The sequence below is a fragment of the Kitasatospora sp. NPDC015121 genome, assembly GCF_055562955.1.
In genome coordinates, this window is record NZ_JBVHEH010000006.1 from 353,045 (window position 1) to 366,681 (window position 13,637).

At 77.2% G+C, this 13,637-nt stretch carries 16 protein-coding genes; 13 read left to right on the forward strand and 3 right to left on the reverse strand.

Annotation, left to right across the window (positions count from 1 at the left end; translation table 11 throughout):
* The first annotated feature begins 42 nt into the window (after positions 1-42).
* From ACZ3J7_RS11580 to msrA, 4 genes are all read left to right on the forward strand, one after another.
* The gene (locus ACZ3J7_RS11580; protein WP_465619310.1) at positions 43-246 is read left to right on the forward strand and encodes a hypothetical protein; all 204 of its coding nucleotides are present in this window, start codon (positions 43-45) and stop codon (positions 244-246) included.
* A 29-nt stretch (positions 247-275) separates the two neighbouring features.
* Positions 276-614 carry a hypothetical protein gene (locus ACZ3J7_RS11585; protein ID WP_465619312.1) on the forward strand — a complete coding sequence of 113 codons (339 nt, stop codon included), beginning with the start codon at positions 276-278 and terminating at the stop codon, positions 612-614.
* Between the two features lie 67 nt (positions 615-681).
* Positions 682-1,230 (forward strand): YbaK/EbsC family protein, encoded by a 549-nt coding sequence (locus ACZ3J7_RS11590; protein ID WP_465619392.1) that lies wholly within the window; start codon positions 682-684, stop codon positions 1,228-1,230.
* A gap of 149 nt (positions 1,231-1,379) precedes the next feature.
* Positions 1,380-1,886 (forward strand): peptide-methionine (S)-S-oxide reductase MsrA, encoded by a 507-nt coding sequence (gene msrA, locus ACZ3J7_RS11595; RefSeq protein WP_465619314.1) that lies wholly within the window; start codon positions 1,380-1,382, stop codon positions 1,884-1,886.
* A 117-nt stretch (positions 1,887-2,003) separates the two neighbouring features.
* On the opposite strand, the gene ACZ3J7_RS11600 is transcribed toward msrA, so the two are convergent.
* Positions 2,004-2,573: a TetR/AcrR family transcriptional regulator gene (locus ACZ3J7_RS11600; RefSeq protein WP_465619394.1), complete on the reverse strand. Its 570-nt coding sequence runs from the start codon at positions 2,571-2,573 to the stop codon at positions 2,004-2,006.
* Between the two features lie 124 nt (positions 2,574-2,697).
* Here ACZ3J7_RS11600 and ACZ3J7_RS11605 point away from each other — a divergent pair, with 124 nt between their 5' ends.
* Positions 2,698-3,207: an FBP domain-containing protein gene (locus ACZ3J7_RS11605; protein ID WP_465619316.1), complete on the forward strand. Its 510-nt coding sequence runs from the start codon at positions 2,698-2,700 to the stop codon at positions 3,205-3,207.
* A 73-nt stretch (positions 3,208-3,280) separates the two neighbouring features.
* Positions 3,281-5,383 carry a methyltransferase domain-containing protein gene (locus ACZ3J7_RS11610; protein WP_465619396.1) on the forward strand — a complete coding sequence of 701 codons (2,103 nt, stop codon included), beginning with the start codon at positions 3,281-3,283 and terminating at the stop codon, positions 5,381-5,383.
* Here ACZ3J7_RS11610 and ACZ3J7_RS11615 read toward each other — a convergent pair.
* Positions 5,280-6,155, reverse strand: coding sequence for an NAD(P)H-binding protein (locus ACZ3J7_RS11615; protein ID WP_465619318.1), 876 nt, complete (start codon positions 6,153-6,155; stop codon positions 5,280-5,282). The two genes, ACZ3J7_RS11610 and ACZ3J7_RS11615, sit on opposite strands and share 104 nt — an antisense overlap.
* A 163-nt stretch (positions 6,156-6,318) precedes the next feature.
* Between ACZ3J7_RS11615 and ACZ3J7_RS11620 the strand changes: the two genes are divergently transcribed.
* The 6 genes from ACZ3J7_RS11620 to ACZ3J7_RS11645 all read left to right on the forward strand — a co-directional run bounded on the left by ACZ3J7_RS11620 (position 6,319) and on the right by ACZ3J7_RS11645 (position 12,508).
* Positions 6,319-6,873 carry a TetR/AcrR family transcriptional regulator gene (locus tag ACZ3J7_RS11620; protein WP_465619320.1) on the forward strand — a complete coding sequence of 185 codons (555 nt, stop codon included), beginning with the start codon at positions 6,319-6,321 and terminating at the stop codon, positions 6,871-6,873.
* 78 nt (positions 6,874-6,951) lie between these two features.
* Positions 6,952-7,080, forward strand: coding sequence for a hypothetical protein (locus ACZ3J7_RS11625; protein WP_465619322.1), 129 nt, complete (start codon positions 6,952-6,954; stop codon positions 7,078-7,080).
* 204 nt (positions 7,081-7,284) lie between these two features.
* A complete protein-coding gene (locus tag ACZ3J7_RS11630) occupies positions 7,285-9,990 on the forward strand; it encodes an acyl-CoA dehydrogenase family protein (RefSeq protein ID WP_465619324.1) in 2,706 nt (901 codons plus the stop codon).
* 142 nt (positions 9,991-10,132) lie between these two features.
* Positions 10,133-11,161: a 3-oxoacyl-ACP synthase III family protein gene (locus ACZ3J7_RS11635; RefSeq protein WP_465619326.1), complete on the forward strand. Its 1,029-nt coding sequence runs from the start codon at positions 10,133-10,135 to the stop codon at positions 11,159-11,161.
* Positions 11,158-12,006 carry an SDR family NAD(P)-dependent oxidoreductase gene (locus ACZ3J7_RS11640; protein WP_465619328.1) on the forward strand — a complete coding sequence of 283 codons (849 nt, stop codon included), beginning with the start codon at positions 11,158-11,160 and terminating at the stop codon, positions 12,004-12,006. The genes ACZ3J7_RS11635 and ACZ3J7_RS11640 overlap by 4 nt, the downstream gene beginning before the upstream one ends.
* 34 nt (positions 12,007-12,040) lie before the next feature.
* Positions 12,041-12,508, forward strand: a complete 468-nt coding sequence (locus tag ACZ3J7_RS11645; RefSeq protein WP_465619330.1) for a hypothetical protein — start codon at positions 12,041-12,043, stop codon at positions 12,506-12,508.
* Here ACZ3J7_RS11645 and ACZ3J7_RS11650 read toward each other — a convergent pair.
* Positions 12,477-13,106 (reverse strand): hypothetical protein, encoded by a 630-nt coding sequence (locus tag ACZ3J7_RS11650; protein ID WP_465619332.1) that lies wholly within the window; start codon positions 13,104-13,106, stop codon positions 12,477-12,479. The two genes, ACZ3J7_RS11645 and ACZ3J7_RS11650, sit on opposite strands and share 32 nt — an antisense overlap.
* Positions 13,107-13,233: 127 nt before the next feature.
* Here ACZ3J7_RS11650 and ACZ3J7_RS11655 point away from each other — a divergent pair, with 127 nt between their 5' ends.
* Entirely contained in the window at positions 13,234-13,629 is a 396-nt protein-coding gene (locus ACZ3J7_RS11655; protein ID WP_465619334.1) for a hypothetical protein, read from the forward strand.
* The last annotated feature ends 8 nt before the right edge of the window (positions 13,630-13,637 follow it).

The following is a 13,637-nucleotide window of genomic DNA, read 5'->3' on the forward strand; positions in this document are numbered from 1 at the left end:
CACTCGCGGGGCGCGGCCGAGGGCGGGTGCGAGGATGGCCGGATGAGCGATCACCCGGTACTGCGCGCCGCGCTGGCGGAGGCGCGAGGCGTCCTCGCCCCGCACCTCGGCCGGGACTGGAGCGTCCCGGCCGGTCCGCTGGAGTGGAGCTGCCGCGACACGCTGGTCCACGTCGGCCACGACCTGCTCGGCTACGCCGGGCAGGTCGTGGCCGCCCCGGCGACCGCTACCTGCCCTTCGACCTGACGGTCCGTCCGGAGGCCGGCACCGCCGAGGTGCTGGAGACCGCGCTGGCCTGCGGCGAACTGCTCGCCCTCGCCCTGGCCGCCGCCGAACCGGGCCTGCGCGCCTGGCACTGGGGCCCGACCGACCCGGCGGGCTTCGCCGCGATGGGCGTCGCCGAGACGCTGCTGCACACCCACGACATCGCCACCGGCCTGGCCCTCGACTGGACGCCGCCGCCCGCGCCCTGCGCCGCCGTGCTGGCCCGGCTCTTCCCCGACGCCCCGGCCGGCGACCCCGCGTCCGTCCTGCTCTGGTGCACCGGCCGGGGCGAACTGCCGGGCCGCCCGCGCCGCGGGTCCTGGACGTGGCGGGCGGCGCTCGACGAGTGAGGGGGAGGGGTGGTGGTGCGGCGGTACTAGAGTCGGGGGCATGAGCGAGCAGCAGGTGGAGCAGTCGGTGCGGGCGCCGTTCGGGAACTTCCCGCAGGTGCGGCGGGCGGTGGACGCGGCGGCGGAGCTGGCGCCGCCGGTGGCCGCGCTGCTGGGCGGGTGGGACGCCGGGCTGGCCCGGCAGGTGCTGTACGTGGACACCGATCCGGAGCTGGCCGACACCGCCGTGTTCTGCGCCGCGTACGACGTCCCGGCCGAGGCGTCGGCGAACTGCGTGGTGGTCGCCGCGAAGCGCGGCGGGGAGACCGCGCTCGCCGCCGGACTGGTGCTGGCCACCACCCGGCTCGACGTCAACAAGGCGGTGCGCGGCCACCTGGGCGCGCGCAAGGCCTCGTTCGCGCCGATGGACACCGCCGTCGGCGCGAGCGGCATGGAGTACGGCGGCATCACCCCCGTCGGCCTGCCCGCGCACTGGCCGCTGCTGATCGACGCCGCCGTCGCCGCCGCCCCGTACGTGCTGGTCGGCAGCGGCCGGCGGCGCGGCAAGCTGATCCTGCCCGGCGCGGTGGCCGCCGCGCTGCCCGGCGCGCAGGTGCTGGAGGGACTGGCCGGCTGAGGCCGGGCGGGCCGCCCCCGCCGCAACGCCCGGCCGGAGCGAGGGGGCGGGAACATCGGGCGGGCTCCGGTGGTTGGACCGGGTGGTTCCGTCGGGGCGGTGCCCCGGGCGGGACGAGTCGACGTCCCCATGCGAGGAGTGAGTACGAGATGACCACTGACCGGGCTGTCCTGGCCGGCGGCTGCTTCTGGGGGATGCAGGAGCTGATCCGCAAACTCCCCGGCGTCCAGTCGACCCGCACCGGTTACACCGGCGGTCAGAACGCGCACGCCACCTACCGGAACCACCCCGGGCACGCCGAGGCGCTGGAGATCGTCTACGACCCCGAGCGGATCAGCTACCGGACGCTGCTGGAGTACTTCTTCCAGATCCACGACCCGAGCACGGTGGACCGGCAGGGCAACGACATCGGCAGCAGCTACCGCTCCGCGATCTTCTACGCGGACGAGGCCCAGCGCGCCACCGCCGTCGACACCATCGCGGACGTCGACGCCAGCGGCCTGTGGCCCGGCAAGGTGGTCACCGAGGTGACGCCGCTCGGCGACTTCTGGGAGGCCGAGCCCGAGCACCAGGACTACCTGCAGCACTACCCCAACGGCTACACCTGCCACTACCCGCGTCCCGGCTGGAAGCTCCCGGTGCGCGAAGGAGCCTGAGAACGGGCAGGGGGGCGGGCGGCGGTCACCGGTTCTTCCGGTGGCCGCCGTCGGCGTGTCGGGGCGGGGTGCGGCGGCGCGGGGCGGGCAGCGGCGCGGGACGGACGGCGGCCGGGGTCAGTGGGTGGCGCGGGCGCGGAGGAGGGCGTCGAGGGAGTCGACGATCCAGTCCCAGGACTCCTGGGGGTCGACCGGGGTGTGGGCGAAGCCGCCGGCGCTCTCCAGGCCGATGTAGCCGTGGAAGACGCTGCCGAGCAGGCGGACGGCGTGGGTCTGGTCGGGCTCGGGGAGCCGGTAGCCGCGCAGGACGGCCCGGGCGAGGTGGGCGTGGCGGGGGGCGGCGCCGGCGGCGGCGGTCTGCGGGTCGAGCCGGAAGCGGGTGGCGTCGTAGCGGCCCGGGTGCTCGCGGGCGTAGCCGCGGTAGGCCTCGGCGAAGGCGGCGAGGGCGTCGCGGCCGGAGCGGCCGGCGAGGGCGTCGGTGGCGCGGTCGGCGAGTTCGGCGAGGGCGAGCAGGGCGATCCGGACCTTGAGGTCGTGCGAGCCCTTGACGTGCGAGTAGAGGCTGGCCACCTTCACGTCGAAGCGGCGGGCCAGCTCGGTCACGGTGACCTGCTCGAAGCCCACCTCGTCGGCGAGTTCGGCGCCCGCCCGGGCCAGTACCTCCGGGGTCAGACCTGCGCGTGCCACGGTGTCCACCCGTCCCTTCCGTCGTGCCTGCTCGTACCTGCTCGTGCCTGCTCGTGCCTGCTGCGGCTTCCTGAGGAGATTATCCATTTGCCTAAACGACTTAGGCAAATTAGCGTGGTGTTTCGTGAGAGAGCTGACCGATCCCGAGATCCGTGCCGCGTTCCTGAACTGCTCCAAGGGCGAGGCGAAACGCCTGAACCTCCCCCGTGAGCTGGCCGAGCAGCCCTGGTCGGAGCTGGACTTCCTCGGCTGGCGCGACCCGCAGGCCCCCGACCGGGCGTACCTGGTCACCGAGCTGGACGGCCGCCCGCAGGCCGTCGTCCTGCGCGCCTCCTCCGGCGCGTCCTGGCAGCCGCGCCGGAGCATCTGCTCGCTGTGCGTCACCACCCACACCGGCGGGGTCTCGCTGCTGGTCGCCCCGCTGGCCGGCCCCGCCGGGCGGCAGGGCAACTCGGTCGGCGCGTACATGTGCAGCGACCTGGCCTGCTCGCTGTACGTGCGCGGGCTGCGGGAGACCGGCAACCGGATCCACGAGTCGCTGACCCAGGAGCAGCGGATCGAGCGGATGCGCGGCAACCTGGCCGGCTTCCTGGCGAAGGTGCGCGGCGGGGCGGGCGACGCGTCGGCGGAGTGAACGCCGCCCGGGGGAGAGGGGCGGGCGGACGGCGGACTTCGCGCCGGGCGGCGCGGCGACCGACACCGAGGAGGTGGTCGCCGCGTTCGACGCCCTGGAGCGGCGGATCCGGACCGGACGGGCCGCCGCCTACGCCGCGAGCCTCGCCCGGCTCCGCGCCCACCCGGTGCCCCGACTGCTCGACGCCGCCGGGGTCGGCCCCGGCACGGCGGTGCTGGACGTCGGCACCGGGACGGGCGCCGTCGCGGCGGCGTCGAGCAGTCGGGGCACCCGGGTCACCGCCGTCGACGCCGAACCCGGCATGCTCGCCGAGGCCCGGTGCAACGCCCCCGCCGTCGAGGTGCGTGCCGCGACGCCGCCCGAACTGCCCTTCGCCGACCGGACATTCGACGCCGTGCTCGGCAACTTCGTGATCAACCACGTCGGGCGGCAGGGCGCCGCCGTCGACGCCGAACCCGGCACGCTCGCCGAGGCCTGGCGCAACGCCCCCGCCGTCGAGGTGCGTGCCGCGACGCTGCCCGAACTGCCCTTCGCCGACCTGACGTTCGACGCCGTGGTCGGCAACTTCGTGATCAACCACGTCGGGCGGCAGGGCGCCGCCGTCGCCGAAGTGCGCCGCGTCCTGCGCCCCGGCGGCTGGTTCGCCCCCACCACCTGGGCCACCCCCGCCCCGCCCGGGCAGAGCCAGTTGGGCCGGGGGCCCGGCCCGCGCACCTGCCGCCCGCCGCGCTCCAGGCCACCGGCAGCCCCGACGGCCTCACCGCGCTGCTCGCCGCCGGCGGCCTGTCCGGCGCGCACTGCCGCACGCAGCGCTGGGACCACCGCGCCACCGTCGAGGAGTGGTGGGCCGGCCCGGCCGGCGGGGTCGCCTTCATCGGCGAACCGCCGCACCACCAGACGCCGGAGGTCCGGGCCGGGATCGCGCGCGAATGCGTCCGCCTCGCCGAGGAGTTCCGCACCGCGGACGGCACGCCGGCCCTCCCGCACGCCGCCCTGCCGGCCCCGGCCCGCCGCTGAGCGGAGGCGGGCGGAGTGCCGGGTGGCGACCCGGCGGGAGGTCGGGACGCGGGCCGGGTCGGTGAGGACGCCGAGCCGGGCGGTCCGGTGCGGCCAGGCGCGGTGGCCGCACGCGGGCAGGGCCCGGGCGTCCCGGAGGACGGCGAACGCGGGGAGGCGATCCCGTCCAGCGAGGCGGGCCTCGTCGCGCTCCTCCGCCCGACCGGAAGCGCCTCGCGCAGCGGGTCACCGCGTCAGGAGCGGGTCGTCCGTCGTCCCGGGGCCTCCGTCCTCGCACCGCGCCGCTCCGGTCGGGGCCGGGTCAGTGGCCGCCCTTCGGGGTCTCGCAGCCGCCCTCCATGTAGGCGCCGTGCACCTCGACCCGCGGCATGGCCGACAGCAGGCCCGACACGCACGGTCCGACCCCCGGGACGGAGAACGAGAAGTGCACGCCGTCCGAGGTCTGGCCGACCACGGCCTCCGGGTAGCCGAGGCGGGTCAGCAGGGCCTTGGCCTGCTCCGGCCCGGTCGGGGCCTCCTTCGCCGCCTCGACGGCGACGCGCGAGGCGTGCGCGTCGCCCCGGCACTGCTGGAGCGGGGTGATCCTCGTCATCTTCAGGTACGCGTGGTTCTCGCCGTACTTGGGGTTCTCCGGCTGGGGGCCGTTGGACGACTCGGTGTCGGGCACCGTGGTGGCCTTGCCCGCGCAGGCCGCGGCGATGGCCGGGAAGGCCTGGTCGTGGGCGGTCTCCGCCTGCCGGCGCTGCTCCTGCAGCTTCCGGCTGTCCTCCAGCTGCGCGCTGCTCAGCGAGGTGGGGACGCCGTTCGACCCGGCGGAGGAGTGGGTGGAGCCGCAGCCGGTGAGCAGGGCGCCGGTGGCGAGGGTGGCGGCGGCCACGGAGAGGGCGGGACGTTTCACGGTGCGGTGCTCCGGTCGTTCGGCAGGGACGGGCCCCCGTGGCCTGTCGCGGCGGTCGGCATTTCGTGTGCGGTCGATCGGGGCACAGCGTACGCCCGTCCGGGTGAGGGGTCGTCAGCAGGGCCGGTTCGGACGGAGTCGGCGGCCGGGGAGGGGGTCAGCGGAGTCGGGCGGCCGCGCGGAGGGCCGGCCGGTGGTCGGCGAGGAAGGCGTCGACGGTGCGGGCGGGGCGGCCGAGCAGGTCCGGGACGGCGGTGGTGACCTCGGCGAGGCTGCCGGCGGCGACCTCGCGGAGCAGGACGGCCAGGTCGGCGGCGAAGGAGGCGGGCAGGCCCTGGGCGGTCAGGGCGGCGGCCGCCTCGTCCGGGGTGAGCGGGAGCAGGTCGACCGGGCGGGCCAGGGCGTGCGCGACCCGGTCGGCCAGCTGCCGGTCGGTGAGGGCCTGCGGGCCGGTCAGGACGAAGGACTCGCCCGGCCGGGCGGCCCCGGTCAGCAGGACCTCCGCGCACTCGGCGACGTCCCGGCAGTCGAGGTGCGAGACGGGCGCGCCGCCGTAGCGGCCGACCAGCCGCCCGTCCGGGGCGAAGGCGCCCGGGAGCAGCAGGTTCTGCAGGAAGCCGGAGGGCAGGAGCAGCGTCCAGCCCGGGACGGCGGCGGCGAGGCGCCGGTCCAGGACGCCGTGCGCGCCCTGGGCGAGCGGGCTGCCCGGCTCGGCGTGCCAGACCGAGACCTTCACCACGCGTTCGACGCCCGCCGCCGCGGCCGCGTCGATGGCGGCGGTGTACTGCCGGACCATCGGCTGCTCCCCGTCCACCGGCACGGCGCCGGGACCGTTCAGGAACAGCCGGTCGACGCCCGCGAAGGCGGCGGTCAGCGAGGCCGGGTCGTCGAAGTCGCCGACGACGTACGGGCAGCCGAGGGCGCGGCCCTTGGCCCGGTCGCGGACCAGGGCGCGGAACTCGGTGCCCCGGTCGGTGAGGCGGCGGACCAGGTGGCGGCCGATCGAACCGGTGGCTCCGGTCAGCAGGATCACGGCGGGTTTCTCCCCTGTCTGGTGGCTGGTCCGGCGGCCCGTCCGGTGGTTGGGCGCACGGAAGGCGCCCCGGTAAGCTGAGGCACCCTCGGTTTCGAGGTGAGTCGAGGATGCCTCGATGGGGTAGGCGGGTGCAAGTGCCCGCCGGGAAAAGGGAGATGACGTGACCGGGACCGCCCGCCGCCGACCGCGCGCCGACGCGCTGCGCAACCGCGAACGGCTGCTGACCGAGGCCGACGCGGTGTTCCGCGAGGAGGGCACCGGCGCCTCGCTGGAGGGTGTCGCCCGCCGGGCCGGCGTCGCCACCGGCACGCTCTACGGCCACTTCCCGACCCGGACGGCGCTGGTCGCCGCGCTGCTGGAGGCGCGCAACGAGGAACTGTTCGCGTACGGGGACGGGCTGGCCGGCCACCCCGATCCGGCCCGCGCCCTGGCCGACTGGATCCGCGCGGCCGTCCGGCACGCCGCCGCCTACCAGGGCCTGGCCGCCGCGCTGGCCGCCCGGGCGGACGAACTCCTGGACTCCTGCCACCGGATGACGCGGATCGGCGAGCGGCTGGTCGACCGGGCCCGGGCGGCGGGCGCGCTGCGCGGGGACACCACCGGCGCCGACGTGTTCACCCTGATGAACGCCGCCGCCTGGGCCCGCGAGCACGACACCGCCGAGCAGGCCGAGCGGCTGCTCGACCTCGCGTTGGCCGGGATGATCGCCGGGTGAGCGAGGGGTGCGGCTTCCCGCGGGGGCGGTAGGTTTCGGCGGTGTACGGAGCGGGTTCCGGGAGGGGTGGGGCGGATCGTGCGGCGTGAGACGCGGGTGGTGGTGGCGCAGTTCGTGGGGGTCGCGGCGCTGGTGGGGGTGGGCTGGCTCGGGTCGGACTGGATCGTGGCGGGGGTGGCCCGCCTCTACTGGGCGCTGCACTGGTGAGTGGCCGCCGGATCGTAGGTGAAGGTTCAACCGCGGCGGAAGTTTCAACACATTCACCGGTCATATGACTGGATGGTGGACGTACCGGTTGGGCACTGTGGTGGCGGGCCCGAGACCGGCCGCGCCACGGGGGAGTCGGCGCGCGGCCGGGAGCGTCGCGGCCCGCCCCTGATCGACCCCCTCGCTGCTGCGGAGCGTGCAGTCATGCCCGTGTCGGTTCACATGTTCCCCGGACAGGGCGACTTCCCCCTGCCCGCGCTGTACCGGGCCGCCACCCGGGACGGCACCCTGCGCCGCGCGCTGCGGGACGTCTACGAGGAGATCGACGCCACCGCCGAACTCCTCGCCGACACCGACCCGCCACCCCCGCTGGCCGACCTGCTGCTCGGTGAACACCCGCCCAGTGGAAGGGAGTTGGTGCAGGGACCGGTCGGCGTCCAGCAACTGGCGCACCACGGCGCGGCGGTGGCCTGGCACCGGGTGCTGGCCGACCGGCACGGGCCGCCCGCCGCGCTGCTGGCCGTCAGCTTCGGCGAACTCGCCGCACTGACCGCCGCCGGCGCCTGGACGGTCGGCGCCGGGGCGCGCGCCGCGCACGGCCTGGCCCGGGTGCTGGCCCGGGCCCCCGGCCGGCTGGCGCTGGTCGGCTGCGGCGAGCACCGGGCGGCCGAACTGGCCGCCCGGGCCGGCGGCGGACGGGTGGTGGTCGGCTGCGTCAACAGCCCCCGCGAGTGCGTGCTCGGCGGCCCGCCGGAGCACCTGGCCGCCGTCGAACGGCTCGCCACCGCCCAGGGCGTCCAAGCCGTCCGGCTGCGCCTGCCGTTCGGCTCCCACCACCCCGAACTCGAAGCACAGCGCGGCGAGTTCGAGGCACTGCTGCGAGCCGGGCCGCCGATCGGCCCGCTCACCGTACCGGTCTACTCGGCGGTCGCCGGCCGCCGCTACGCCCCCGGCGACGACCTCGCCGCCCGGGCCGCCGACTGCCTGGTCCGCCCCGCCCACCTGCCCCGCGCCCTCGCCCTGCTCGCCGCCCACGGCCACACCGACTACCGCGAGGCCGGGCCCGGCGGCGCACTAGCCCGCAACGCCGCCGACTGCCTGCGCGGCACCGGCGCCCGGGTGGACGGACAGCCGACCGACACCACGCCACCACACCGCACGGAGAGGGGAGTTCGGATGGACGAAGCCCTGGCGGAACTGCTGCACGGCCACCACCACCCCGGCTACCTGCCCCGCCTGCACCGCGCCCTGGCCCGCCACCCCCACCGGGTCGCCGAGGCACCCGCCGAACGCGAGGCCTACCTCCACCGCCGCCTGCGCGCCCTGCTGCGCGCCCTCCCGACCGCCGCCGAACTGCACGCCGAACCGGACGACCTGGCCGCCGCACTGGCCTGGGCCACCGTCGCCGACCCCCGGCTCGGCATGCTGCTGGTCACCCAGCACGTCCTCGCCCAGGGCTCCCTGCTGCGACTGGCCGGCAACCCCGAGGACGTCGCCCCGGAACTCGACGCCGTCGACGCCGGCGAACTGCGGATCGGCTACCTGGTCACCGAGGCCGGCCGCGCGAGCAGCCACCTCGGCGCCGGAACGGTCGCCGAATTCCGGCCGCAACGAAGGGAGTTCGTCCTGCGCACGCCGGGCGAGGCGGACGCCAAGTTCGGCGGCGTCGCCCAGTACCCCGGACCGCGCGGCGCCGTGGTGATCGCCCGCGCGGTCGACGCGGCCGGCCGGGACGGCGGCGTGTTCGCCTTCCTGGTCGCGCTCGCCGACCACGACGGCCCCCGACCCGGCGTCACCCTCTCCCCGCCCGTCCCGGTCGGCGCGCTCCCGCTCAGCTACCACCGGGTCCGCTTCGACGGCGCCCGCGTCCCCGAAGCGCACTGGCTGCGCGACGACGCCCACCTCGACGGACACGGACACCTCCACGACCCCCGCACCCCCGCCGACCGGCTGCGCCGCACCCTCGCCGTCGGCCAGGACCTGTGGGGCGTCCTGCCCACCGCGCTGGCCGCGCTCGCCCGCCAGGCCGCGGTGCTCGCCGTCCGGCACTCCCGCCACCGCGAGACCCGCGCCGCCCTCGCCCCCGGCACCCCCCTGCTCGCCCACCGCAGCCAGCAGCGCGCCCTGCTCGGCGCCCTCGCCGACGCCTTCGCGCTCAGCTGCGCCGCCGCCCGCGCCCGCGAACTGCTCACCACCGCCCGGGAGTCCGACACCGCCGACGCCGAAGCCGGGTACGCGCCGTGGACCGCCGTCAGCCGGCCGCTCTCCGCGTACAAGGCGCACTGCGCCGACGAAGCCGAACGCGTCGTCGCCGAGTGCCAGCGCCGCTGCGGCCACGCCGGACTCGCCGACGAGAACCGCCTGGCCGGCTACCACGGCTTCGCCCGCTCCTTCGACCCGGCCGGCGGCGACAGCCGGCTCATCCGCTACGACCTCGGCCGCGCCCTGCTGGACGACCCGCCCCCGGACGGGCTCCCGCCGCTCCCCGCCGACCTCGGCGACCCCGGGTGGTGGCCCGCCGTCCTCGCCCGGCACCAGCGCACCCAGGTCGACTGGCTGCGCCGGGCCACCACCGGGCGGACCGCCGCGGGCGCCACCCCCTTCGAGGTGTGGAACCCGCTGCTCGACCGGGCCGCCGACCTCGGCGCGACGTACGCCGCGGGGCTCGCCGCGGCGGACCTCGCCCGCATCCGGGCCGCCCTGCCGGCGGACGGGACGGCGGCTGCCCTCGGCCACCTCGCCGCACTCCGCGCCGCCGACCGCGCGGCCGGCGCGCTGCTGCGCCACCGCACGCTCGCGCCCGGGCAGTTGGCGGGTTTGGAGAACGCGCTGGAACGCGGCTACGACGAGGTGCTGCCCCGGCTGGAGGAGATCGAGGAGGCCTTCGCGTTCCCGGACGGGATCGGCTAGGGGCAGGGGCGCCTCCCGCCCTCCGACGGCACGCAGCAGCACGGACTTTCCGGCGGGACCCGGCGCGCAGCAGCTCGAACCCGCCGTTCCCCGGGCCCCCGAGGGGCCTCCGCGGTCCAGAGCAAAGAGAGGTGCGCAGGTCGTGAACGCAGTGGGCGTGTGGGGCACCGGGCGGTACGTGCCGTCGCGGGTGCGGGCGAACGGGGAGGTCGCGGCGGCGGTGGGCGTGACGGAACAGTGGATCGTGGAGCGGACGGGCGTGCGCCGCCGGCACGTCGCGGCGGAGGAGCAGGCGGCGTCGGACCTGGCGGCGCAGGCGGTTCACCGGGCGCTGGTCTCGGCGGGGGTGACGGCGGAACAGGTCGGACTGCTGGTCTGCGCGACGTCCACGCCCGACGAACTGGGGCCGGCCACGGCGTGCCGGGTGCAGGCGCTGGTGGGGGCGCGGAACGCGGTCGCGCTGGACGTGTCGGCGGCGTGCTCGGGCTGGCTGTTCGGGGCGAAGGTCGCGCACGACTGGCTGCGGGAGGCGGACCGGCCGATGCTCGCGGTGGTGGTCGGGGTGGAGGCGTACTCCAAGTTCCTGGACCCGGCCGACCGGGCCACCGCCGTGCTGTTCGCGGACGGCGCGGCGGCGACGGTGCTCGGCCCGGTCGACCCGCCCGGCGGACTGGGCGGGTTCCGGCTGGGCTCGGACGGGACGCTCGCGGACCGGGTGCTGATCCCGGCCGGCGGCAGCCGGCGTCCGGCCAGCCGGGAGACCCTCGAACAGGGCGCGCACCGGATCCGGATGGACGGGCGGACGGTCAGCCGCTTCATCCGGGACGCGTTCCCGCGGATGCTGGCCCGGACGCTGGAGCGGCACGGCCTGACCGTCGACGACGTCGACCACGTGATCACCCACCAGCCCAACCCCGTCCTGCTGCGGCGGCTCGCCGCCGAGGCGGGCCTCGCCGACCGGATGACCGTGGTCGGCGACCTGGTGGGCAACATCGGCGCGGCCAGCGCCCCCTACGCGCTGGCGACCGCGCACGCCGAAGGGCTGCTGCAGCCCGGCGACCTGATCCTGCTGACCGTCTTCGGGGCCGGCATGACCTGGGGCAGCGCACTGCTGCGCTGGTCCGCGCGCCCGGAGGGAATCCGCATCGAAGGGAAGGAAGAACCGTCATGAGCACCAGCACACTGCCGGGGGCGTTCCGGCTGGACGGGGCCCGCGCCCTGGTGACCGGGGCGTCGCGGGGCATCGGACGGGCCTGCGCGCTGGCGCTGGCCGCCGCCGGGTGCGACCTCGCCCTGACCGCCCGGACCGAGTCGGCGCTGCGCGGCGCCGCCGAGGAGGCCGAAGGACACGGGGTGCGCGCCGTGCCGCTGGCCGCGGACCTCGCCGGACCCGGCGCACCGGGCGACGTGGTGGACCGGGCGGCCGCCGCGCTCGGCGGCCTCGACGTGGTCCTGCACAACGCCGGGGTGCTGCCCACCGCCGCGGGCGGCAGCCCCGTCCTGGTGCCGTTCCAGCACTCCACCCAGGAGGACTGGGAGTACGTGATCGCCGTCAACCTGAACGTCACCGCCGAACTCTGCCGGGCCGCGCACCCGCACCTGGCGGCGTCCGCACGGGCCTCGCTGATCCTGATGTCCTCGGCGTCCGGCGTGATGGGCACCCCGCTGCTGGACGCGTACGCGGCGACCAAGGCCGCGCAGATCTCGCTGGCCCGCAGCCTGGGTGTCGGCTGGGCCCGGGAGGGGATCCGGGTGAACGCGGTCTGCCCCGGCTGGATCACCACCGACATGACCGGCTTCGCGTCCGGCACCGAGGCGGTCTCCCGCTGGCTGATGGCCCACGTCCCGCAGGGCCGCTGGGGCACCCCCGAGGACGTCGCCGGGGCGGTGCTGTTCCTCGCCTCGCCCGCCTCCGCGCTGGTCACCGCGCAGGCCCTGGTGCTCGACGGCGGACTGAGCACCCCGGACGGCGGACTCGCGGCCATCCCCAAGCCGCCCTCCCCGTTCGCGGCCTGAGCGGAGGCCCCGGACGACCCGCGCGGCCGTCCTGGTGCTGGAGCGGGCCGCCGACGCCGCCGCCCGCCGCGCCCCCGACCTGGCCCACCTGGCCGGCTGGGCCACCACCTCCGACGCCCCCCACCCCACCGCCCCCGACCCCGGCGGGCGCGGCCTGCGGGCGGCCGTCGCCCTCGCGCTGCGCGCCGCGGACGCCGGGGCCGACGAGGTCGGGCACGTCAACGCGCACGGCACCGGCACCCCGCGGGGCGACCGGGTGGAGGCCGCCGCGATCCGCGAGCTCTTCGCCCGCACCCCGTCCAGCGTCACCTCCGCCAAGGGCGCGCTCGGCCACACCACGGGCGCGGCCCCCGCCGGGCCGGACCCCGGCTGGCGCTCAGCCACTCGATGGGCTTCGGCGGGCACAACACCGTGCTGGCGCTGCGCCGCTGACCCCTGTGCGGGCCCGGGCCCGGGCGGGCGGAGGGGGCTCAGCCGCCGGTCGAGCCGCCGTGGCCGGTGATCGACCGGTGCCGCACGCGGCGCCGGCGCACCAGGTCGACCTGGACGGCGGCCGGGGCGAGGATCCGTTCCAGCTCCCGGAGCAGGGCCGCGGGGTCGGTCGCCGGCGGCAGCACGGCGGGCCGCAGCAGTCGTCCGTCGGTCGGCAGCACGTGCAGGACGGTCCTGGTCGCGACGGTCGAGCCGTCCTCGGACGCCTCGGTGACGGTGTGTTCGATCCAGACCTGCCGGACGTCCGCGAGCGGCCTGGGCCGGTCGGCGCGGGAGCCGCGGACGACGGTCAGGGTGTCCGGGGCGGCGGCGGGGGAGAACCGCAGCTGCCGCACGTCCCGGAAGGCCGCGTGCAGGACCGCGCAGGTGCCGACCAGCAGGCCGAGCGCGGCCGTGGCCCCGACCACGGCCCAGAGCGGCTCGGGCTCCACGCCGACGACCAGCAGGAGGACCGCGGCGGCCGGGAGGCCGAGCAGGGCGCCGACCAGCAGCGACCAGGGCGCCTCCCGGGGCCAGCGCCGGGCGGCGGAACGCAGCGGCCCGGCCCCCTCGCGGAGCACCAGCACGACCGCGTCGGGGTCCGAACGGTCCACCCGGACTCTGTCCACGGCACCACGGTAGGGAACGGCCGGGCCCGGCGGAAGGGCGCACGGGGCGCGCACGACCCGCCACCTGTTCGGGTGAACCGGTCCCGCCGCCGCCCCCGCCCCCGACCGCCGGGCGTTGGAACAGGGCATGGACGACGCCGCCACCACCCCCGACGCCCGGACGGACGCGCACCCCTGCGTCTGGTGCGGGAAGCCCGCCCCCGCGGCCGGCAAGCGGGGCACCCGCCCCAAGTACTGCGGCCAGACCTGCCGGCAGCGCGCCTACGAGGCCCGCCGCGAACGGCGCCGCACCGCCGCCGCGCTAGGCCTGCTCGCCGACTCCGACCCCGTCGAGCGCGCCGAGCACGCCGCCGCCGCGCTGGCCGACGCGGCCCGCGTCCTGCTGGAGATCGCCTGCAGCCCGCCCGGGCTCCCGCACCCGGTCGCGCTGTCCGCCGCCGAGAGCACCGGCATCCTGGAGGCCCTCCTGCGGGTCACCACCGGCCGCCGTCCGACCACCCCGGCCCGGACCACCGCGCCGTGAGCCCCGCC

Bases quoted from the DNA above. Each gene is read 5' to 3' on its own strand.
- ACZ3J7_RS11580 (WP_465619310.1), top strand. From the start codon at position 43: ATGAGCGATCACCCGGTACTGCGCGCCGCGCTGGCGGAGGCGCGAGGC.
- msrA (WP_465619314.1), top strand. From the start codon at position 1,380: ATGACCACTGACCGGGCTGTCCTGGCCGGCGGCTGCTTCTGGGGGATG.
- ACZ3J7_RS11630 (WP_465619324.1), top strand. From the start codon at position 7,285: ATGCCCGTGTCGGTTCACATGTTCCCCGGACAGGGCGACTTCCCCCTG.
- ACZ3J7_RS11640 (WP_465619328.1), top strand. From the start codon at position 11,158: ATGAGCACCAGCACACTGCCGGGGGCGTTCCGGCTGGACGGGGCCCGC.
- ACZ3J7_RS11655 (WP_465619334.1), top strand. From the start codon at position 13,234: ATGGACGACGCCGCCACCACCCCCGACGCCCGGACGGACGCGCACCCC.